Origin of the sequence: Streptomyces uncialis (assembly GCF_036250755.1) — a bacterium.
GTDB lineage: Bacteria > Actinomycetota > Actinomycetes > Streptomycetales > Streptomycetaceae > Streptomyces > Streptomyces uncialis.
This window is the reverse complement of the sequence record NZ_CP109583.1, coordinates 528,765-550,024: the sequence shown is the minus strand read 5'-3', so window position 1 is coordinate 550,024 and position 21,260 is coordinate 528,765. Positions and strand designations below refer to the sequence as shown.

Genomic DNA, 21,260 nt, shown 5'->3' with positions numbered 1-21,260 from the left:
GCGAGGAACTCGGGCCGACGCGCGGGTTGCCGCGCTTCATGTACGGGGCCTGCTTGGCAGATGCCACCGAACTGGGGACACGCGATCTGATGACCCCACTGACGGCGAACCGGTGCCCGGCGACCCCCGCTGGCGGGCATGGCCGTCGGGCTCTCGCACATCACCGCGGCCGTCGTGCTAGGCGCGGTGTTCTGGGGTGTAACGCACGGCGGCATTCCGACGTTGACGCAGACCGCAGGGGTGAAGGCGGCCCCGTTCGCTCCCGACACGGCCAACTCACTCCGGGTCACCGGATGGAACATCGGCATGGCTGGCGGCTCCCCGCTCGGCGGCGCCGTCCTGGACGGCGCCGGGGCACAGGCCCTGCCCTGGGTGGCCTCAGCCCTGCTGGCGGCCTCCGCGCTGACGGCCGTGCTCGCCCGGAGCGACGGCTTCCCCCCCGCCCAGCCGTGTGCACGCCCGCGATGAGGCAGCGTGAAGCCCCCGCGGACACGGCCCGGCCGTCCACCCGGAGGCACAGGCATCGCCCACAGCTAAGAGGTCGTCGTCGAACCCGGCGATCATCGCGAGCTCCGCAACCGTCCCGTCCGCGGGCTCGATCGTCCGCAGGGTGTGGGGCATCGCTCTGGCGGCATCCGCGATGATGAACGCGTCGCGGGCGTCGGTCTTCGCCTCGCCGGGGTAAAGATCGGCGATCCGTCGCATCGTGAGTCCGGGCAGGTAGGCGACCTGGCATCCCGCGTCCCGGGCGACCGCCAGCGGCAGGGCCCCGATGGAGGCAGGCTGGTCGACGACTACGAGTACCGTTCCGTGCTTGGCCCGGAGCTTGTCGAAGAGTTCGCGCAGCTTCGGTTCGCTGTTGGGCAGCGGCTTGTCGAACACCTTCTTCCCCGCCCGGTTCACGGCGGTGGCGTGGTGATCACTCTTCCCGACGTCCAGGCGCAGACAGACGTCGATGTCAGTCTCGTCCGTGATGCCCTTCGCTCCCGTGCTCGTGTTCTCCCCGGCCTCACCTGGGGCATCAGCGTGCCGACATCCACGTGACGAAGAGACTGCCCAAAGGGCGCTCGTGCCTCTCATCAGCGGTCTGCCAATGCCTCCGGCACCGGCGACACCACCTTTTCGATCATCTCGACTGGTGGCTCAAGTCATACCGGGGCCGAAGGCCGGGGGCCTCATTGCAAGGCCACGAAGACGGTAACGGGGCCCGGCTCGCCCCCCTTGCGCCGCTACGGCATGCTGCGTCGTCGTGAACGTAACGAGCCCGAAGCGCCTGCGGGGCAGGGCCACGCTGTACCCCGCCCCCTCACCCTCGGCACAGCGGTCCTCGGCGCCCACCGACTCGAAGCCGCACCTCCTGGTTCCACCGGTGCTCGCTGGGGGTGTCGCCGTCGGGAGGGGACCTCACCTCCGAAGTCCCGCAGGGTCAGGAACCCGTACCGACCATGGGCCTGCCGGACAGCTGGCCTGGGTGCCGTCGTCGAGTTGGGCGGCGAGATTGTCGGGGTCGGCGGCGTCCGGGTTCCGCGCGGGGTCAGTCGGTGATCCAGTGTTCGTAGAGGGCGTGGTCGGGGCGGAATCCGGCGGCGACGAGTTCCCACATCATCTCGTCGCTGCCGCCGCCGAGGCGGGTGACTTTGAGGTCCCGCCAGAGGCGTTCCAGGGGGGTGGCGTCCTCGGTGTATCCGCGTCCTCCGAAGAGGTGCACGCATTCGCTGGTGACCTGTTCGCCGAGCCGTGCGGCGGTCACTTTGAGGGCGGCTGCCTCTGCTGGGGGCACATGGCCGTTGGCCGACCATTCGGTGGCGGCCGCGTACAGGCCGAGGCGGGTGATGCGGACCTGGGAGTGGAGGTCGGCGGTGCGCAGGCGCAGGGCCTGGTGGCGGTGGAGGGGTGTGCCGAACTGTCTTCTGCGTTTCAGGTGGGTGATGGCCAGGGTCATGGCGAGGTCGAGGGCGCCGAGGGTCTGGGCGGCCAGGGCGAGGCGTTCGTGGAGGAGGCCGTGGCCCATGGCGGCCAGTCCGGCGCCGGGGCGTACCAGGACCGCTTCGTCGGGGACGGTCGCGTCGACGGACAGGCAGACGGTCTCCAGGCTGCGCATGCCGGTGGTGGTCCAGCGTTTCACCGTGTGGAGTCCGTCGCGGGGAACGATCACGATGGCGGGGCCGTCGGTGTGGCGGCAGAGCACGAGGGCGGTGTCGGCGGCGGCGCCGGGTGACACGTACCACTTGGTGCCGTGCACCTGCCATTGGCTGCCTTTGGGGGTGAGCCGGGTTTCGACGGCGGCCAGGTCGGAGCCGACGTTCTGTTCGGAAGTGGCGACGCAGCAGGTGATGTCGCCGTCGAGGGCCTGACCGAGGAGCGCTCTGGCGTGGTCGGTGGTGGCGTAGCGGCGCAGCAGGGGGACGGCTGCCTCCAGGTGGAGGCCGATGCCGACGCCGATGCCGCCGAGTCCGGCCCGTCCCATTTCTTCGGACAGGAGCACGGAGCGGCCGAGGTCGCCGTGGATGCCTCCGGTCCAGCGTTCGGTGAAGAGTCCGGCGGCGCCGCAGGCGGTCACCGCTGCCCGGGGGAACGTCCGGTCGCGCTCGGCGGCGGGGAGCAGGGGGGCGATGCGGTCGGTGATGAGTGTGCGGACGCGTTCGCGGAACTGCGCGGTCCGGTGACTGGCCGTGCCGAGCGCGAGGTGGGCCGCGAGGCCGGTGGAGTGCGTCGGCCCGGATTCTGCGCGGTCGTCGGTCATGGATTTCGCACCTTTTCGGAGGACTGCGTGTGCGGCGCGGCGGTCGGCCGGGAGGGGGTTTCTCTGGTGGGGGCTGTGCCGGGGCGGGTTCAGGTGGTGGCGGGTGGTGCCGTGTCCGCGAGGGTGAGGAGGTGGGTGAGTGTCGTTTCGGGGGGTGTGCTGACGGCTTCCAGGTCGACGTGCCAGTCGTCCTGGAGGGACATGGTCAGTTCGGCGATGGCGAGGGAGTCGAGTCCCAGGTCGGCGAGGGTGGCGTCGGGGTGGACGGTGTCGGGGGCGACGTTGAGTTTCTCGGTGAGCAGACGGGTCAGGTGCTCGTAGCGGGAGGCCATGGTCATGGGGTTGCCTTGTCGTCGTGGGGGTGAGAGGGCAGGGTGCGGGGGCGGGCTTCGGGGAAGAGCAGGGTGTGGGAGCCCCAGGCGAGGCCGGCGCCGAAGCCGGTGAGCAGGGTGCGCTGTCCAGGGTGGGCGGCCCGGCGGGTGGCGGCGTCGGCGAGGGCGAGGGGGATGGACGCGGCGGCGGTGTTGCCGAGCTCGCGCAGGTTGCCGTGGCGCCTGGTGGCGGGGATGTGGAGGCGGTCGGCGACGGCGTCGATGATGCGCTGGTTGGCCTGGTGGCTGATGAATGCCTCGACATCGTGCGTGGTCCAGCCGGTCTTCTCCAGGGCGGTGAGCGCGGAGGACGTCATCCGGCGTACGGCCTGGGTGTACACGGCACGGCCGTTCATCCGCAGGTGATGGTCGCCGGGGTGGGTACCGGGGGCGCCGAGGGGGGTGCGTGATCCACCTGCGGGGACCTGGGCGTAGGCGGCGCGGGCGCCGTCGCTGCCGAGGTCGGCTGCTTGCAGTGCGCCGGGTTCGGTGGGGGTTCCCGGGCGCAGGAGGGCGGCGCCGGCTCCGTCGCCGAAGAGGATGGCGGTGTCGCGGTCGTGGGGGTCGATCAGGGTGGTGGTGTAGGTCTCCGCGCCGATGACCAGCGGGTGGGTGCAGTGGCCGGCGGTGATGAGGGCGCGGGCGACGGTGAGGGCGTAGACGAAGCCCGCGCAGGCGGCGGACAGGTCGAGGGCGGGGGTGCCGGTGTATCCGAGGCGGTGGGCGACCTCGGGTGCGGTGGCCGGGCAGCGGTGGTCGGGTGTGGTGGTGGCGAGAAGGACGATGTCGGGGTGGATACGGGTCCCGGCGAGTTCGGCGGCGGAGTCCAGGGCGGCCCGTCCCGCGGCGGTGGCGAGGTCTCCGGTGCTGGTGCGGGCGTCGGCCATATGACGGGAGGCGATTCCGGTGCGCTGAAGAATCCACTGGTCGTCGGAGTCGAGACGGTTGTCCGCGATGAGGCGGCTGTTGGAGACGGCCTGTTGGGGAAGGCTCGCGCCCAGTCCGCACAGGACAGCGGTGGTGGCAGGCATACCGGTTCCTTACGGGGCGGGGGCGGCGGGCTCGGGCAGGTGGGGCCAGACGAGGGTGGTGGCGGCCCAGGTGAGTCCGGCGCCGAAGGCGGTGAGTACGAGACGGTCGCCGGGTTCGATGCGTCCGTCGGCGGCGTCCTGGGAGAGGAGGAGAGGGATGGAGGCGGCGGAGGTGTTGCCCACATGCGCGATGTTGGTGGCCATGCGGTGCGGGGTGATGCCGAGTTTGCGGGCGACGGCGGCGAGTATGTGGGCGTTCGCCTGGTGGGCGACGACCCGGTCGACATCGTCGAGTTCCCATCCGGCGGCGGAGATCGCCTGGTGTGTCACCGAGGTCATGCGGGTGACGGCGTGCCGGAACACTTCGGGCCCCGAAACGGTCAGACAGCGTGCTCCGGTGTCGGGGGCAGGAGGCAGGGGCCGGCGTGAGCCGCCCGCGGGGACCGCGATCAAGTCGCTGCCGGTGCCGTCGCTGCCGAGGACGACCGGTCCGATCGTGCCGGGTTCCCCGGGTGTCCCGGCGCGCAGGACCACGGCTCCCGCGCCGTCGGCGAAGATCGCGGAGGTGGCCCGGTCCTGAGGGTCGATCAGTGAGGTCAGTGTCTCCGCGCCGATGACGAGGGCCGTGCGGGCGGTGCCGGCCGCGATCATGCCGCCGACGACCGCGAGTGCGTAGAGGAACCCGCTACAGGCCGCGTTCAGGTCGAAGGCCGCGGTCTGCGGCTGGCCCAGCCGTGCGGCGACCTCGGGGGCGGTGGGCGGGCAGATGCGGTCCGGGGTCGTGGTGGCGACGATCACCGTGTCGACCTCGGTGGTGCCGGCCGATGCCATCGCGAGGCGTCCGGCTTCGACCGCGAGGTCCGAGGTCGCCATGCCGGGCTGGACGACGTGACGGCGGGCGATGCCGGTGCGGCTGTGCAGCCAGGTGGCGGGTGTGCCCAGCCGGTCGCCCAGTTCCTCGTTGGTGAGGACGCGCGGGGGAAGCCAGTGTCCTGCCCCGGCGAGCACGGCGGCGCGGCCTGTTGCGGCCGGGCCGATGACGCTGCCCGGGTCAGCGGAGGGCGCGGGGCGGATGCGGTTCATCGTTGTCCCTCGTGGGGCGGCGGTAGTGCCAGTAGTCGGTGGCCGACGGGTCCCAGCGGCGGCGCAGCGGGTCACGGGCGACCCGCAGCAGCAGACTCAGGGGGGTGAACAGCAGGAAGTAGGCGGGCGGCAGCAGGAGGCTCCACATGCGGGTGATCGTCCCCACCTTCCTTTCAGGGGGTCGTCCGGCCAGGCGTTCCGGGCGTGGTGCCGGGCCGGTCAGTCGAGGGGGATCTCGTCGCGCCAGTCGCCGTCCTCCCGCCAGGCCGGCTGCCGGTCCTTGTGCAGGAGGTAGCCGCCGAGGGCGAGCATGTCGATGCCGGTGCGCATGAAGCAGGTGTAGGCGTCGTGGGGTGTGTGCACGATGGGTTCGCCCCGGACGTTGAAGGAGGTGTTGACCAGTACCGGGCAGCCGGTCCGCCCGCGGAAGGCGGTGAGCAGGTGATGGAAGAGCGGATGGGTGCGCGCGTCGACGGTCTGTACCCGTGCGGTCGAGTCGACGTGGGTGACCGCGGGAATCGTTGAGCGGGGTATCCGCAGGAGCTCCGGTCCGCGGACATCGGTGTCGGCGGCCGTCGGTAGCCGCTTGGCCTGTGCGATCCCGGCGACCAGCAGCATGTAGGGGCTGGTGTGCGGCAGGTCGAAGTAGTCGTGGGCCGCTTCTTCGAGGACGGCCGGTGCGAACGGCCTGAACGATTCGCGGAACTTGATGCGGAGGTTCATGACCGACTGCATGCGCGGATCGCGGGCGTCCCCCAGGATCGAGCGTGCGCCCAGCGCGCGCGGTCCGAATTCCATACGGCCCTGGAACCAGCCCACGATCCGGCCGTCCGCGAGGGCGGCCGCCACCTGTTCCACCAGGGCGTCGCGTCCGGGGCGGGTGTAGGGGATGGAATGCCGGTCGAGGTACGCGCCGATCTCCTCGTCGCTGAACGCCGGCCCGAGGAGGGCCCCGGACATCGTGTCGTGCCGGCTGTCCGGGCGGTCGCGGGGTGCGCCGCGTTCCATGGCGGTGGCGAGGGCCGCGCCGAGCGCGCCGCCCGCGTCGCCCGCGGCGGGCTGGATCCACAGCCCGCCGTCCGAGGCCCCGGCGATCTTCCCGTTGGCGACACAGTTGAGCGCCACGCCCCCCGCGAGGCAGAGATCCTCCTCGCCCGTGAGGGTCCGGCTCGTGCGGGCGAGGCGGAGCAGTACCTCCTCGGTGACGGCCTGGACGGACGCCGCCAGATCGCATTCCCGCTCGGTGAGCGGCTGTTCCGGCAGCCGGCGCTTCCCGCCGAACAGTTCCTCGAAGCGGCGGCCGGTCATCGTCTGCCCGCGCAGGTAGGTGAAGTACCGCAGATCCAGGCGGAACGAGCCGTCCGGTTTGACGTCGATCAGCCTGTCGCGGATCACGTCCGCCCAGCGGGGTGTGCCGTACGGGGCCAGTCCCATGAGCTTGTACTCACCCGAGTCGACCTTGAAGCCGCAGAAGTATGTGAACGCGGAGTAGAGCAGTCCCAGCGAGTGCGGGAAGCGGATCTCCGCGACCTTCCGCAGACGGGTGTCCCGGCCGTGCCAGATGCTGGTGGTGGCCCATTCGCCGACGCCGTCCGCGCACAGCACCGCCGCGGACCGGTACGGGCCGGGGAAGAACGCGGAGGCCGCGTGGGATTCATGGTGCTCCCGGCGGACGATGCCGGGGACGGGCCCCGCGTCCAGTTCCGCCAGCTTCCGGCGCACGGTGGCCGCGCCCCGCAGCCGCCAGGTGAGCCAGCCGGGCATCCGTTCCCGGAAGACGGGGTAGCCGCGGGGCGCCGTGGCGGCGAAGGTGGCCATGACGCGCCGGAACTTCAGCAACGGGTCCTCGTAGTAGGCGACCGCCGCGACATCGGCGAGAGAGGCGCCTGCTTCGCGCAGGCAGTAGCGGACGGCGTCGGAGGGGAACGCGGGATCGTGCCGGCGCCTGCTGAACCGTTCCTGCTGCGCGGCGGCGACGGGTACGCCATCGGCGACGAGCGCGGCGGCGCTGTCGTGGTAGAAGGCGGAGACCCCCAGGATCAGTTCGGTCATGCCTCCGCCTCCTCCCAGCCGCGGGCACGGCCGCGCGGCGAACGGCGGGCCCGGTGGCCCGCCCGGCGCGCCCGGAACCCGCCCGGGGGATCGAGGGAGCGGAACCCGGCACGCACCCGCTGCCAGTCGGCCGACTGGGCCTGGGGGCCGCGGGTCTGGAGCGCGGATGCCATGTAGGCGTCCACCGCGTCGGCGGCCCAGGCGGCGTGGCCGGTGGCCACGTTGTCGATGGTGTTGTGGATGTCGACGAACCGGGTGCTGAAGCCGTGTTCCTTGAGGGCGGTGTGGGCGCGGCGGTACCCGCCGCCGACTCCGGAGAGCTCCATGGCCAGGTTGAGGCCGAGGACTTCGGGCAGGCAGGTCCGTGGATAGCGGCCGATGCTCAGCCAGTAGACGGGCAGGGCGAACGACTCCTCGCGGAAGCCGGGCCACCGCGCGAACTCCCGGGATGCGGTCGGCGGCAGCGTGACGCCCATCTCGGCGAGCACCTGGCGGTAGATGAGGGGGTGGTTGAGGCTGGGCATGCCGTTGCCGAGCTCGTCCCAGTAGGTCTCGAACAGGAAGCGGCCGTGCTCGGACGACGCGAGGGCGTAGTCGGTGAAGCCCTGCAACCAGGCACCGTCGATCAGTGTCAGGGGTGCCAGCTGCACGGTGGCGTCGATCAGCTCCCCGCGTGACGGCAGGGGCGCGCCGTCAGTGGCCTGCTCCCGGTCGTGGCGGTCGTGCTGGTCCAGCAGCCAGGGCCGCAGCCCCTTCCTCGGCCAGGCCGCGGGCAGCAGCGGACGGGGGTCACGGTCGATCCCGTGGCGCGACCGTGCCAGCCAGCCCCGCAGATAGTCGAGGGTGTACCGGCGCAGGGCCGGTGTCCGTGGGCGGCCCTGGAGGAGGAAGTAGGCGGACCGCAGATCCGACGGGCCGCCGGAGTCCGGGGACCGGCGTCCCGGGGTCCGGCGTGACGGGAGGTGGCACGGGGTCTCCTGCGGGACGGGGTAGGAGGCGCGTGGTCGCGCCGGTCCGGCGGGTGGCGCGCCGGGTTCCCTGGGCAGTGAGTCGATCCAGCGGCGTATGACCGTCAGGTCTTCCGGGGAGAACACGCGGAACATCGGCCCGCGCTGGAGCACCAGCCCGTTGACCAGGCGGCTTTCCCGCGACCGGCCCGGCCGCACCAGCGTGCTCGCCGCCAGGACCTCCAGGAATCCGGCCGGGTCGGCGCGGCATTCCTCCAGCCACGCGGACACCGGACGTCCGGCGAGCAGGAACCGGTCGTGATAGACAGCTCCCTCCCTGGCCCGCGCCCGGAGCAGTTCGGCCATCCCGTACGCCGGATCGCGCGCGCACCGCAGGTCGCCGTGCAGGTCGCCGCTCCACCGTCGCAGGGCCTGCCAAGCCCAGACGAAGCCCGTGACGGCACGGCGGTTGTCGTCACCGCGGGGAGACAGACAGGCGCGCACGGTGTTCCAGCGGTGCTCGGAGCGGACCGGGTCCCGGCCGGGACCCGGTCCGCTCCGGCCGCCGGGCGGCAGCAGCGGGGCGGCCGCCACCAGCGGGGGAACCGCGCCGACCGCGGTCAGGCACAGGTCCGCTCCGAGGATCTCGGGCCGGAACTCGTCCGGCAGACGGCTCATGGCGAGCAGCAGCGCGGGGAGATAGAAGTCGCGGTCGGCGATCCTGCCGTCCAGTGCGAGGCGTGCGGCGGGCTCCGCGTACTGGGCGAGGCCGGCCGCACGCAGCGAGGCCACGTAGATGTCGCCCCGGGACGCGCGGGCGCCGCCGACTCCCACGTCCGACGCGTACAGCGCGAGGAGCCGCAGGGCCGCCGTCCCGTCCGCGTTTCCCGCTGCGCTCATCCATTGCAGCCAGGCACCGTCGTGGGCGGCGAACGGGGCGCAGGCCAGCGCGGCCCGCGCGGCCAGGACACCGGCCGTCTCGCCGCTCCCGTCGCACAGGACGCGGTACCGGTCGCGCTCCTCCTCCGCCCAGGTGCCGACGAGGCCCCGCAGGCCGTCCAGGCCGGCGCCGCCGCTGTCCGGCGGGCCGCTGCCGCCGTCCCATCCGGCGGCACCGTCCAGTTCGGCGCGCGTCCGCGCCACCCAGTCGGCTCCCGGGGGCACTCCCTCCGGGTCGGCGGCCCGTCGGTAGAGCGTCCGGCAGGCCGTCCCGTCCGCTGTCGCTGTCTCCGCCGTGGATACGGGCATCCTGTCGTCCTCCTCGCTGTGGTACTGACCGGTCCCGGCTGTGGGCCCGCCGAGTGCCGGCGTCATCAGAACATCGGGTAGATCGAGTTGTCGTTCCCGCGCCGGGCCTTGCGCCGGCGCCATCGCGCTATCACCTTCCGGATGAACCGCACGGGGTGCTCCTTTTCAGGTAAGGGAGAGCTCTTCCGCCAGCAGACGGGCGAAGATGTCGCTGCCCAGGTCGGTGAAGTGGCCGCGGTCGACGAAGAGCCAGTCCTCGGGGGCTGCCGCCCGCGCGATGAGCGGGGCGATCTCCAGGAACCGCACATCCTGTTTCTCGCAGGTCTCACGGAGGGCCTGGGCGTACCGGCGCCCGGCGTCCTGTGTGCCGATCTCGCCGAACATCTCGTCCAGCGGGACACCGAGGTGGGACAGCTTGTCTAGTTCGGTGAACAGGACGGCTTCCTGCCGGGCGGGCTGCCTGCGGATCCAGGGGGCCAGCGGAGTGAGTACGAACGACACGCGCGCACCGGTGGCCGCGGCGAGCCGGCGCCATCCGTCCAGATGCCGTGCGGTGAGACCGGTGGCACGGCTGATCAGCTCGTCGAGATCATGGACCGGATCACTCCGGGACGGCAGGCCGGACGGGCCCGGGGCGGGCCCGGTCCGGCCCCACAGCCGGCGGCCGGGCCTGCGGTGCCGGGCCCGCAGCTGCTCCATGAGCTCGTAGTACTCGTTGCAGTAGAAGAACGCTCCGTGGTCACCCTGGAGTTCGGCCGGCAGCCGGGCGAGGAGCAGGTTGTTCACCCCGGAGAGGATGACGATCTCCTCGACGCCGGGCAGCAGATGCCGGTAGAGCAGCATCATGATCAGTTCCTGGGCGGAGTTGTAGCTCCGGCCGCTGAAGTTGAGCCAGGGAACCGACGGCGCGTAGCGGGACCACAGGAGGGACGGGATGGTCGTGGCGTCGCTGGTGGCGCCGATACCGAGGGCCACGGAGCTGCCGACGAACAGATTCACCGGTCCCTGCTCCGCCGCCCCGTCGAGCGCGGCCCGGCGACCGCCGGGCCCGTGGGTGTAACGGAACCCGAACCGGTCGGTGTTCAGGACGTCCGAGCGGTAGTCCGCGTGGTTGAAGTACATCTGGTACGGCAGGTAGCGCGTGTGGCCGCGGTTGTCGAAGTCGTCGTACTGCCTCATCTGGGGTGTCAGGGCGTAGCGCTGGAGTTTCACTGCGCACCGGCCTCCGTCAGGGCGCCGGTGTAGGCGTCTATCAGGTCGTCGACCGTCCGCAGGGGGGAGTCCCCAGCGAGTCCTCCCCTGAAGGGGTCCACGCCGAGCTGGTCCTCCAGGTCGATGACCACCCGCGCGAGGACCAGGGAGGTGACGCCCAGCCCGTCCAGGGTGCTCGCTCCGGAAACCTGTGGGGCGTGCTGCCCGTCCTCCTCCAGGATCTCGGCGATGGTCCTGAGGGCGGTCGCCTCTACTTCGCTTCTGCTGCTCACGGGTATCTCCGTTCTCTGCGGGGGTCAGGCCGGGACGGTGTACGGCACGCCGTCCCGGCCGCGGGTGGCGATCAGACGGACGGTTCCGACGTTGAGCTGTGTGATGCGGTGTGCGGTGATCCACTCCTCGCAGGTGCGTCTGACGCGGTCCTGGGCGCCGGGGTCCAGCTCGGTCTCCAGCCTCCGCAGGCCGCTGCCGTGCACGATCGGCCACCATGCCCCGGGGGAGGGCAGCGGCATGGGCGTGTCACGGGTACTCACATGAACGCCTGTCAGCCGTGCCTCGGCGGCCAGTGCGCGCAGGACGTCCGGGTCCTCCGTGCGCACCCACGGCAGGTAGGTGCCCATCCCCGGCTGTTCCGCCCGGCATGCGGCGAAGAAGACGGGCAGGACCGGTTCGAAGAGTCTGCGGCCGATCGTGGTGACCGCGAGCGTCCCGCCGGGGCGCACATAGGACCAGAACGACGCGAGGGAGCGGGCCATGTCCTTGGCGAAGTAGAGACCGAGGGAACAGTTCACGACATCGAAGGACGCGTCGCCGGGCGGCAGTTCGTCGATGTCGCCATGGCGCACCGTGACCTGGTCCAGTCCCCGTTCCCGCGCGCGGTCCCGGGTGATGGCGCGCATCTCGGGCAGGATGTCTACGGCCTCGACATAACCGTGCGCCCCGACCCGTTCCGCGCTGCGGATCGTCATCGGCCCCGGCCCGCAGCACAGGTCCAGCACCCGCTGGCCGGGCCGCGGCCCGATCAGGTCGGCGGTGTCGTCGGAGACGAAACCCCAGAACTCCTCGGCGACGGTCGCGTAGTCGAGGGAGGCGTCGCTGTAGGTGGCCTTGGTGTCGAAACTGTCCAGGTCCTTGCTCATCGGGCCTCCCGGCGTGTGGATCGGGCTGATATGTGCGGGCGCTGTGTCCGTGTCCGGGAGCACGCGCCCGGGAGCTACGCGGCGCCGGCGGACCCCGATGCCCGCGGCGGCCCGGGCCCGGGAGAGCGGGTGCGGTCACAGTCCTGCGGCGTAGACGGCGCTGCGCGGTGTTTCCGCGACGCGCTTCCACGCGGTGAATCCGGCCTGTCCGGCCACGGCCCGCAGGGCGGCTTCGCCGGCGTGGTTGCCGAGGGCGGCGGGTCCGTTCTGTGCCGCCGCGGCAGGCAGGCACAGAGCGGCCGACAGGGCCATGAAGAGCATTCCGGTGGGGTGGGTGTTGGTGGTGGGGTCGGGTTCCGCGTTGGGTTCCACGAGCAGCAGGACGGCGTCCGGCTTGAGGATGCGGCGCGCCCCGCGCAGCGCGGCCACGGGGTCACCCATGTCGTGGAGGCAGTTGAAGAAGGTCACGAGGTCGGCCCGGGGCCGTTCGGCGTCCAGGTCGGCCGCGGCGAGGGTGTGGAAATGGGTGCGGTCGTCCAGTTCCTGCTCCTCGGCGATGACACGCGCCCGTTCGACGGACTCACGGTGGGGGTCGTAGCCGTGGAAGACGGACCGGGGGTAGGCACGGGACATGAGAAGGGTGGAGTAGCCCACCCCGCAGCCGATGTCGGCGACGCAGGCACCCGCGGTGAGTCGCTCCGGGAGGCCCTCCACCGCCGGAATCCAGTGCTGGACGATGTTGGCGCGGTAGGCGGGCCTGAAGAAACGGGCGACGGCCCGGAACATCTGCGGCGGGTACTCGCCCCAGTCCACACCACCCCCGGTGCGGAAGCACTCGGCGAGCCGGTCCTCGACACCGTAGAGGCTCTGCAGGGCGGCGAAGATACCGACGGCGGCCGTGGGGGCACCGGAGTCGGCCAGCACCTCCGCGTGGGCCGGGGGCAGCTCGTAGCGCAGCGGCCCGGAACCGTCCGCCACGGTGCGGACATAGCCTGACCCTGCCTGGGTGTGCAGCCACTCGCGGATGTAGAGCTCCTGCGTGCGGGACCGCGCGGCGAGCTCCGCGGGGGTGAGCGGTCCGGCGCCCGCCATGGCGCGGTACAGCCCGAGCCGGTCGCCCAGGGAGACAGCCAGTCCGGTGGCCGCGGTGGCCGCGTCCGCGAACACCGTGTCCATGAACGCTGCCGCGTCCCCGTCGCGAGTCGGCGCCGGTTCCCGGCGGGTCGTGTCCGGCCGGTCCCCGGGGGCAACGGCCGCGACGGGATCACGCGGCGGCGCGGCGGCTACGGCCGACGCGGCCCCGGGTGCCACGGAACGAGGCTCGGAGAGTTCGGCCAGCGCCTCGGTGAACACGTCCACATCACTGTCGGTGTTGTAGGCGTAGAACGAGGCCCGCGTGGTGGCGGGCAGACCGAACCGGACACAGGCCGGGCGGGCGCACAGATGACCGACCCGGATCGCGATGCCCCGCCGGTCGAGGTGCTCACCGACGGCGTCGGGACCGAGGTCCCGGACGGCGAACGAGACGGCGGGCCCGCGGTCCGCCGCGTCGGCCGGGCCGACGATCCGCACGCCCCTCACCCCGCTCAGCTGGTCCAGCGCCCGTGCGGTGAGCCGCTCGTGGTGGGACGCCAGCCGGGCGCGACCCAGCCCGTCGAGGTAGGAACAGGCCGCGGCCAGGCCGATGGTCTGGGCGATCACCGGTGTGCCTGCCTCGAAGCGGTGCGGGGGTTCGGCGTACTCGGCGCCGGTCATCGACACCGACTCGTTCATGTCCCCGCCGGTGAGGAACGGTGGCAGCTCACCGAGCAGACCGGACCGGCCCCACAGCACGCCGATACCGGTCGGCCCGCACATCTTGTGCCCGGAGAACGCGAGAAAGTCCACGCCGAGACCGCTGACGTCCACCGGCATGTGCGGGACCGACTGGCAGGCATCGAGCACGGTGAGCGCACCGACCTCCCGGGCCCGCCGGACCAGCGCCGGGACGGGGTTGATGGTGCCGTACACGTTGGACTGGTGGGTGAAGGCCAGCACCCGGGTACTGCTGTCGACCGTCTTCTCCAGCCCGTCCAGGTCGAGCCGCCCCTCAGCGGTGATGCTCAGCCACCTCAGCTCGGCTCCCGTATGGCGGCACAGCTGCTGCCATGGCATCAGGTTCGAGTGGTGTTCCATCTCGGTGATGACCACGCTGTCACCCGGGCCCAGCGCATGGGAGCGCAGCGCGCGGGGGGCGTGCGAGGCGTTCATCAGGGAGTAGGCGACCAGGTTCAGCGCCTCGGAGGCGTTCTTCGTCACCACGATGTCCTCGGCCCGCCCGCCGACGAAGGCGGCGATCCGGATCCGGGCCGATTCCAGGAGAGCGGTGGCCTCCCGGGCGAGTTCGTGGTGGCTGCGGTGGACGTTGGCGTTGTGCAGCCGGTAGTAGTCCGTCTCCGCGTCGAGGACGCTCTGCGGCTTCTGGGAGGTGGCCGCGCTGTCCAGGTAGACCAGGGGCATACCGCCGTTGACGGTCCGCCGGAGGATGGGGAAGTCGCCGCGCACGGCCGCCGCGTCCAGGACACCTTCCACAGATGCCGCGAGCGGGGCGACCGAGACGGCCCGGTGCGCGGCGCAGCTGCACGACGGATCCGCACTGTTCATGTTCATGGCGCCTTTCAGAACGAACTCTTCCCACCTGTCGCGCGCCCCGGTGACGGGATGCGCCCGGGCCGGGCCCTCGCACCACCGTCGACCCGCACCGGCAGCGTCACAAGTCCACGGATGTCCGGTTCTGTTCAGCTTCTGCAGACGTTAAGAAACCGGGATGCCTGCTGCCCCGAGGACGCCCGCCCCGCGACCGCATGGGGCGGGGCTGTTCGTCTCCCACCCGGCGGACCTGCGGACGGTCACTGCCGCCCGCGCGGAACGGGCAGAGGACGGGGCCGCGCCCGGTCCGGCGGGCCGTTCGCATCCCGCGCACGCATGCGCTCCGCTCACCCATATGACCTCGCGTGGCATCCCTTGCCGCCGCCCCGGACGGCCTGCTTTCATTCGGCGCAGGACAGTGCCCCGCGCTTACGCGGACCAGGCACGTCACGGCGTGGACAGACAGCAAGTTCCGTCGGAATCGGGAGACTTGATGGCCACAGGGCGTTCTCCCAACGCGGCACTGCGGTCGCTTCTCACCGAAAGCGGCTGGAGCGGCGCCGACCTCGCACGCGCGGTGAACACGGTGGGCCGGGAGACAGGGCTGGATCTGCGCTACGACAGGCCCTCGGTCGCGCAGTGGCTCGCCGGAGGCGTGCCGCGTGGTACCGGACCGCAACTGGTGGCAGAGGCACTGAGCCGGAGACTGGGCCGGCCCCTGACCGCGGCCCAAGCCGGCTTCACGGGAGCCGGCACCCCCGACCCCGAGGAACGACCCCGCACCGCGGACACGCTGCGGACACTGGCAGGCCAGGGCGACCGCCGGACACTCGTCTACTCCGTCAGCAGCCTGACGGGCATCCCCCGAGCGGCAGGATCGGGCAGGTACCAGGGCCCGAAGGCTCCGCCCCGGGGCAGCCTCCCCATGCCCTCCGCGCACCTGCGGGGACTCCGGGACCTGACAGTCCTGTTCACCCGCACCAGCCACGTCCTGGGAGCACAGACGGTCCGCGCGCCACTGACCGCATTCCTCGCCACGACGCTCTGCCCCTCCTTCCGCATGCGGACCCGGCCCGCCCTCTACCAGGAGCTCCTCGCATCCGCGGCGTCACTCACCAGCCTGTGCGGCACGGTCCACGTCGACGACGAACTCCACGGAACAGCCATGGAGTTCTACCGTCTGAGTGCGGCCTTCGCGGACGAGGCCGGCGACCGGCACAGCCTCGCCTCCGTGCTGCGCACCCTGAGCATGCAGGCGGGCCGTCTCGGCCACCACACCGCCGCCCTGGACCTGGCCCTCGCCGCGGTGGAACAGGGCCACGGCACCACAGCCGACACCCCCCTTCTCCACGGACAGCTCGCGGCCGCGTTCGCCGCCCTCCACGACAGCGCCGCGGCCCGCACAAGCCTGCGGACAGCCCAGGAACTTGCCTCAGCGGCAGCCGGGACCACCGCACCCCACGCACATACCCGCGTTCTCCTCGCCCAGCTCGCCTTCCACCGCGCCACCGTCGCCTGGCACCTGGACGACCGGACACGTGCGATCGCAGCCCTGGGCGAATGCGCCCGGCTCTGCCCGCCCGAGATGACCGCACCGCGCGCCAACGCCCTCGCCCGGGCAGCCGAACTACAGGCCCAGGAAGGCCACCTGGACCGTGCGTGCGACACCTGGTCGCGCTTCCTCAAACAGAGCACCCTCACCCGGTCACGGAGCATCGACAGAGCCGTCACCACCATGCGCACCACACTGGCCCCCCACCGCGACAGGACCTCCGTCCAGTCGCTCCTGCGGCAGGCCACCCTGCGCACAACAGGACAGCCGCCGGGCTGTGCGAGCTGAGCCAGGCTCCGAAAGGAGGCCTGAGCTTCATCTGCCAGGAGCGGCGGCGACCTCTCCGCCGCTCCTGGCAGAACCACTCCCTGAACGGACCTCGCAAGCCGGGTCCGAGCACCGCGTCCTTGCTCTCCCGCCCTGGATGTTCCCGCTGTCCTGCTCCGGCAGCCCCCCGTTGTCCTTTTCGCGGTCCTGCAATGGGGCCGCCGGCCTCCGGGCCCGGTATGACCGTGTCCCTAAGAATGTGAGGCGGTCCGGGCTATCCGCCGGCCACGCGCTCCGCACCGCTCAGCCGGGACACCAGCTCCCGTTTGAGCACCTTGCCGCTGGGGCCGAGCGGGAAGGCGTCCACGAACTCCACCAGCCGCGGATACTTGTAGGGGGCCATCCGCTCCCTGCTCCAGGCCACGATCCTGGCGCCGAGTGCCGGGCACGGCGTCGCGCCGGGATGTGTCATCACCACCGCGCACACCTCCTCGCCGTGGACGGCGTGCGGCAGTCCGATGACGGCCACCTGGGCGATCGCCGGATGGCGGGCCAGGACGTCCTCCACCTCGCGGGGGTAGACGTTGTACCCGGCGCGCAGCACCATGTCCTTCTTGCGGTCGACGACGGACAGATAGCCCTCGTCGTCCTTGACGCCGAGATCGCCCGAGCGGAACCAGCCGTCCACGATCGCTTCGGCGGTGGCCTCCGGCCGGTTCAGGTACCCGGCCATCACATTGTGTCCCCGGACGACGATCTCGCCCAGCTCACCGGTGGACAGCAGCTCCACCCGGTCCTCCACGTCCGCCCGGGCGATCTCGACCTCGACGCCCCAGATCGGCCGGCCCACCGTGCCCGGCTTCAGCGGCCACGCCTTCTGGTTGTACGCCACCACCGGGGATGTCTCTGTCAGCCCGTACCCTTCGAGGACCGGGCAGCCGAAGGTCTCCCGGAAGGCGTCCAGGAGTGCCACCGGCAGCGCGGAGCCCCCGGAGAACGCCCGGTCGAGCGCGGGCCGTCGTGGATCGGCCCGGGCCGCGTCGAGGAGTGCCACGTACATCGTCGGGACCCCCATGAACAGGGTGCAGTTCTCCCGGACCATGAGATCCAGCGCCCGCGGTCCGTCGAACCTGGGCATGAGTACCAGGGTCGCGCCCGCCCGGAAGCAGGTGTTCATTCCGCAGATCTGGCCGAAGGTGTGGAACAGCGGCAGACAGCCGAGCAGTATGTCGTCCGCCGTGAAGTCGAATGGCGACAGCATGGTGGTGTCGACGTTCATCACCACATTGAGATGGGTGAGCAACGCGCCCTTGGGCCGGCCGGTGGTGCCGGAGGTGTAGAGGATCACCGCGATATCACCGGGATCACGTGGCACTTGACGCTCGATCGGTGTGCTCCGCGCCGCGAGCGCGTCCAGCCGCGGCGCACGGGTGTCCCTCTCCTCCATGACGGTGAGCACGGGTGTGCCGACGGCGTCCGCGGCCTTGCCGCCCTCGGCCAGCAGCGGGGCGGCGCAGATCAGCGCCGCGGCCCCCGAGTCCTTGAGGACGTACGCGATCTCGTCCGCCCGGAGCAGGGCGTGGACGGGGACCGCGACCGCACCGAGCGCGAGCACACCGAAGTAGGCCAGTGGGAAGTGCGGTGTACTGGGCAGCAGCAGCGCCACCTTGTCGCCGGGGCCGATGCCCCGCTCGCGCAGCGCCGCCGCGTATCTGCGTGCCCCGTCCCACAGTTCACGGTAGGTGACCTTCCGGGAGTCGAACACGACCGCCGGGTGCTCCGGTCGCCGCAGCGCGGACTCGGCGAGTATGGCCGCCACGGAGAGGGTCATACGGGTCTCACACGCTCGCTTCCGCGGCCAGCCGTGCCTTGTCCGGTTTCCCGGCACCGGTGAGGGGCAGGGCGGTACGGATGCCGATCTTCGCCGGGACGTGCTTCGGTGAGATGACCGCCCCGACATGGTCCGCCAACTCGGCGGCGGTGACCGTTCCTGGCTCGCGCAGCACCACGGCGGCGTGCATGTGCTCGATCCGGTCCTTGTCCCGCACGCAGAAGACGCCGGCCTGCACGACATCGGGATGGGCCAGGAAGGCGTTCTCGACCGTCACCGGATGGATCTTGATGCCATTGGTCTTGATCACCTCACCGATCCGTCCGCGGAGGTGCAGATAACCGTCACCGTCGACGAAGCCGAGGTCACCGGTGTGCACCCAGCCGTCCCGTACGGTCCGGGCGGTGAGTTCGGGCTCCCCCACGTACTCGCTCATCGTGAACGCTGACCGCACGCAGACCTCACCGGTCTCACCGGTCGGCAGATCGCGGGAGTCGTCCCGGTCGCGTATCCGGACCCAGCCGGGCATCGGCCGGCCGACCGTGGTCCGCAGCCGGGCATCGAGATGCTCGGCCGGTGACAGCATGCTGACGAAACCGGCCTCGCTGGTGGCGTACACCTGGATGAGCACGTCACCGAAGAGCTTGACCGCCTCGGCCAGCCGCTCCGGGGACGCGGGGGAACCCACATAGGTGACCATCTGGAGGCTGGACAGGTCGGCCGAGCCCGCCTCCGAGTGGTCCATGAGCATGTACAACTGGGGCGGTGAGAGCAGCATCCGGGTGATGCCGTGCCGCTCCACGGAGCGCAGTACGTCACCCGGCTCGAACCCGTCCCGCAGGACCACCGAGCCACCGGACGCGAGCGAGTCGTCGGTCGTGGCGCCGCTGGAGTGGCTCAGCGGGAGGGTGGCCAGATAGACCGAGCGCCAGCCCATCTGGAGTCCGGCGGAGATGAAGCCGTTGCGGGTCCGGAAGTCGACGGCGATGCCCTTCGGCTCACCGGTCGTCCCGCTGGTGTAGGTCACCACCGCGGTCCGGTCGAGCCCGATCTCGATGGCGGCCGGATCGAACGCGTCCGGGTTCCCGGCCGTCAGGTCCAGGACATCGGGGCCGAGAGCGCCGAGACCGACGAGGACGAGGGGAGTTCGCGACCGCTCGCTCAGCTCACGAGCGGCCGTGACGTTCTCCGCGTCGACTGCCAGGTGCGTCGCACCGGTCTCCTGGAGGATCTTGAGCTTGGCGTCGGCGGCCAAGTGGTCCGCCGGATCGACCGCGTTGGTGGTGTGCAGATGGACGACCGTGGCCCCGATCAGATTGGCCGCGTACCGCAGCACCAGGGTCGGGGCGGTGTTCGTGACGGTGAGGACCGCTACCACGGCGTCGGTGGCCTTCCCGTCCCCGCCGGTGTGCCGGTGCAGGGCCTGCGCGGCGGACCGGACCAGGGCGGTCAGCTCCGCCGCGGTCAGGGTCCGGTCCTGCCATGACAGGACCACCTTTTCCGGCTCCGCGGAGATTACCTCAAGGATCTGGCTGACATACGTTTCGTTCGACGGCATACGGAACTCCAGTGGTGCCGTGTCGAGGAATTTCCGGGGAGCCTACAACACGAAAGGCGGATGTGCCAGGAGTGTGAATTGCAGAAACGGTTGCGTGAGGAGTTCGGAATTGTCGCAGGCCGCGCCATCGAAGTGATATGCCGCTCTGGGACAATCCCACCTACCAGTCCGAGCCCGCATCGACGCAGTTCACAGAGAAATGAGTTGACGTCATGGACCATTACCTGGAGCTCTTCTCGCGGCATATGCAGGAAGGTGGGTCCGCGGAGGGGAAACGGGAGTTCCTTGAGATCGGACGGCTCGCCGGACAGTTCCCGGCGGCGCGGAGCCGGCGCGACGGGATCGACGCCGAGATCAGTGTGTGGTGCAGCAACGACTACCTGGGAATGGGCCAGCACCCGCTCGTCCTGGCGGCTACCCGGGAAGCCCTCGACGAGTACGGCGCGGGCGCGGGCGGCTCCCGGAACATCGGGGGGACCAACCACTACCATGTGCTGCTGGAGAAGGAACTGGCGGATCTGCACGGCAAGGCGGACGCACTCCTCTTCACCTCCGGGTACACCGCCAATGACGGATCCCTCTCGGTGCTCGCCGGCCGGCTGGGGAACTGCGTCGTCTTCTCCGACGAGATGAACCACGCCTCGATCATCGACGGACTCCGGCACAGCGGCGCGGAGAAGCGTATCTTCCGCCACAATGACACGGCGCATCTGGAGGAGTTGATATCGGCCACCGATCCCGACCGTCCGAAGATGATCGTCACGGAGTCGGTCTACTCGATGGCCGGTGATGTCGCCCCGCTCGCCGAGATCTCCAGGATCGCCCGGAAGCACGGCGCGATGACCTTCCTCGACGAGGTGCACGCTGTCGGAATGTACGGACCCGAGGGAGCCGGTATCGCCGCGGGCCTGGGAATTGCGGACGAGTTCACCGTGATCATGGGAACCCTGGCCAAGGGATTCGGCACCACCGGCGGCTACATAGCGGGTCCCGCCGAACTGATCGACGCCGTACGCGGCTTCTCCCGCTCCTTCATCTTCACCACGGCCCTGCCCCCGGCGGTCGTCGCGGGCGCGCTCGCCGCCGTCCGGCACCTGCGCGCCTCGGACGCGGAACGTCACCGGCTCCGGGAGAACGCGCGACTGACACACCGACTGCTCAGGGAACACGGGATTCCCTTCGTCTCCGACGAATCCCATATCGTCTCGGTCTTCGTCGGGGACGACGAACTCGCCAAACGGATCTCCGGCCTGCTCCTGGAACGCCACGGCGTCTATGTGCAGGCGATCAACGCGCCGAGCGTACGCCCCGGCCAGGAGATCCTCAGGAGCGCTCCCGGCGCCGTGCACGAGCCGTCCGAGATAAGGAAGTTCGTCGCGGCACTGGACGAGATCTGGCAGGAACTGGGGCTGACACGCGCCCCGGACCCGCGACGTCCCGCCACGACGGACGGCTGACCCGCACCTCCCGATACCGGGGCACGCGCAACGCGCCGTCGGGCCCGGTCGGTACGGGCACCCGCCAACGGCGGCGTCCGCACGGCCGCGCTCGTGTGACGGGGTGATGGCAACGACCCCGCGAACAACCCCTGTCCGTGA

The 21,260-nt window shown here is 71.1% G+C and carries 15 protein-coding genes and 1 pseudogene; 2 read left to right on the top strand and 14 right to left on the bottom strand.

Translation table 11 applies throughout. The features are described from left to right. Positions 1-537 precede the first annotated feature (537 nt). The 12 genes and pseudogenes from OG711_RS01930 to OG711_RS01875 form a co-directional block, all read right to left on the bottom strand. Positions 538-975, bottom strand: a pseudogene (locus OG711_RS01930) (IS110 family transposase); the annotation flags it as partial. Positions 976-1,534: 559 nt separating this feature from the next. Further along, entirely contained in the window at positions 1,535-2,743 is a 1,209-nt protein-coding gene (locus OG711_RS01925) for an acyl-CoA dehydrogenase family protein (RefSeq protein ID WP_329558158.1), read from the bottom strand. A gap of 89 nt (positions 2,744-2,832) precedes the next feature. Beyond that, entirely contained in the window at positions 2,833-3,081 is a 249-nt protein-coding gene (locus OG711_RS01920) for an acyl carrier protein (protein ID WP_218623241.1), read from the bottom strand. Further along, positions 3,078-4,145 carry a beta-ketoacyl-ACP synthase III gene (locus tag OG711_RS01915; RefSeq protein ID WP_329558157.1) on the bottom strand — a complete coding sequence of 356 codons (1,068 nt, stop codon included), beginning with the start codon at positions 4,143-4,145 and terminating at the stop codon, positions 3,078-3,080. The genes OG711_RS01920 and OG711_RS01915 overlap by 4 nt, the downstream gene beginning before the upstream one ends. 9 nt (positions 4,146-4,154) lie before the next feature. Beyond that, positions 4,155-5,228 (bottom strand): beta-ketoacyl-ACP synthase III, encoded by a 1,074-nt coding sequence (locus tag OG711_RS01910; RefSeq protein WP_329558156.1) that lies wholly within the window; start codon positions 5,226-5,228, stop codon positions 4,155-4,157. After that, complete coding sequence (locus tag OG711_RS01905; RefSeq protein WP_073785810.1) at positions 5,197-5,376, bottom strand: hypothetical protein; 180 nt, start codon at positions 5,374-5,376, stop codon at positions 5,197-5,199. The genes OG711_RS01910 and OG711_RS01905 overlap by 32 nt, the downstream gene beginning before the upstream one ends. Before the next feature lie 71 nt (positions 5,377-5,447). After that, entirely contained in the window at positions 5,448-7,280 is a 1,833-nt protein-coding gene (locus OG711_RS01900) for a carbamoyltransferase family protein (RefSeq protein WP_329558155.1), read from the bottom strand. After that, entirely contained in the window at positions 7,277-9,475 is a 2,199-nt protein-coding gene (locus tag OG711_RS01895; RefSeq protein ID WP_329558154.1) for an iron-containing redox enzyme family protein, read from the bottom strand. Before OG711_RS01895 ends, OG711_RS01900 begins: the two co-directional genes overlap by 4 nt. Before the next feature lie 165 nt (positions 9,476-9,640). Continuing rightward, positions 9,641-10,687: an Inducer of phenazine A gene (locus OG711_RS01890; RefSeq protein WP_329558153.1), complete on the bottom strand. Its 1,047-nt coding sequence runs from the start codon at positions 10,685-10,687 to the stop codon at positions 9,641-9,643. Then, positions 10,684-10,959, bottom strand: a complete 276-nt coding sequence (locus OG711_RS01885; protein WP_073785793.1) for a hypothetical protein — start codon at positions 10,957-10,959, stop codon at positions 10,684-10,686. Before OG711_RS01885 ends, OG711_RS01890 begins: the two co-directional genes overlap by 4 nt. Positions 10,960-10,983: 24 nt before the next feature. After that, entirely contained in the window at positions 10,984-11,826 is an 843-nt protein-coding gene (locus OG711_RS01880; protein WP_329558152.1) for a class I SAM-dependent methyltransferase, read from the bottom strand. A 135-nt stretch (positions 11,827-11,961) separates the two neighbouring features. Beyond that, positions 11,962-14,469 carry a SufS family cysteine desulfurase gene (locus OG711_RS01875; protein WP_329558151.1) on the bottom strand — a complete coding sequence of 836 codons (2,508 nt, stop codon included), beginning with the start codon at positions 14,467-14,469 and terminating at the stop codon, positions 11,962-11,964. 478 nt (positions 14,470-14,947) lie between these two features. On the opposite strand from OG711_RS01875, the gene OG711_RS01870 reads away from it, so the two are divergent. Further along, positions 14,948-16,294: a hypothetical protein gene (locus OG711_RS01870; RefSeq protein WP_329558150.1), complete on the top strand. Its 1,347-nt coding sequence runs from the start codon at positions 14,948-14,950 to the stop codon at positions 16,292-16,294. A gap of 253 nt (positions 16,295-16,547) precedes the next feature. Here the strand turns inward: OG711_RS01870 and OG711_RS01865 are convergent, their stop codons facing one another. Together OG711_RS01865 and OG711_RS01860 are read right to left on the bottom strand one after the other, a co-directional pair. Next, positions 16,548-18,104: a long-chain-fatty-acid--CoA ligase gene (locus OG711_RS01865; protein WP_329558149.1), complete on the bottom strand. Its 1,557-nt coding sequence runs from the start codon at positions 18,102-18,104 to the stop codon at positions 16,548-16,550. Between the two features lie 7 nt (positions 18,105-18,111). Continuing rightward, on the bottom strand, positions 18,112-19,662 hold the full coding sequence (locus OG711_RS01860; protein ID WP_329558148.1) for an AMP-binding protein: 1,551 nt from the start codon (positions 19,660-19,662) through the stop codon (positions 18,112-18,114). Positions 19,663-19,874: 212 nt separating this feature from the next. On the opposite strand from OG711_RS01860, the gene hemA reads away from it, so the two are divergent. After that, positions 19,875-21,119 (top strand): 5-aminolevulinate synthase, encoded by a 1,245-nt coding sequence (hemA, locus tag OG711_RS01855; protein ID WP_329558147.1) that lies wholly within the window; start codon positions 19,875-19,877, stop codon positions 21,117-21,119. Positions 21,120-21,260: the final 141 nt, after the last annotated feature.